The sequence below is a fragment of the Leadbetterella sp. DM7 genome (genome assembly GCF_040829825.2).
GTDB lineage: Bacteria > Bacteroidota > Bacteroidia > Cytophagales > Spirosomataceae > Leadbetterella.
In genome coordinates this window covers 1-524 of the sequence record NZ_JBFOLH020000047.1, presented here as the reverse complement: position 1 = coordinate 524, position 524 = coordinate 1, and the positions used below count along the sequence as shown (strand labels likewise).

Annotated in this window: 1 tRNA gene and 2 rRNA genes; all 3 read right to left on the bottom strand. The window is 47.9% G+C overall.

From position 1 onward, the window contains the following. A 23S ribosomal RNA gene (locus tag AB2U10_RS19170) occupies nt 1-125 on the bottom strand; the annotation flags it as partial. A gap of 68 nt (nt 126-193) precedes the next feature. Then, nucleotides 194-267: transfer RNA gene (locus tag AB2U10_RS19165), tRNA-Ala, on the bottom strand. Nucleotides 268-406: 139 nt separating this feature from the next. Continuing rightward, nucleotides 407-524 (bottom strand): 16S ribosomal RNA (locus AB2U10_RS19160); the annotation flags it as partial.

The window sequence follows — 524 nt, the reverse complement described above, 5'->3', positions numbered from 1 at the left end:
TGCCCCATTCGGAAATCCGCGGATCAATAGATGTGTGCTCTTCCCCGCAGCTTATCGCAGCTTATCACGTCCTTCTTCGCCTCTGAGACCCTAGGCATCCCCCGTACGCCCTTCTCTTGCTCTTTCTCTTTTCTCTTTACTTCTCAGTCTTTCCAATTATGTCAATGTACGTTATCTGACCGAAGTCAGAATGTGGAGAATATCGGAGTCGAACCGATGACCCCTTGCTTGCAAAGCAAGTGCTCTAGCCAGCTGAGCTAATCCCCCAACTTAACTTGTTGGTGGGGACAAAAATTTCCGCACGGTAATCTTTAGCAGGTTGTTATTTCCGTGTATCCCTACACTTCTCGTATCCAAATCAACTCCTTTCTTTTTTCCTCAGGAATCAAATCCTGAGTATCTCTATAAAGGAGGTGTTCCAGCCACACCTTCCGGTACGGCTACCTTGTTACGACTTAGCCCCAGTCACTGGTTCTACCCTAACGAAGTCTTCTACCTTCCGCTTCAGGTCTACCCAACTCCCA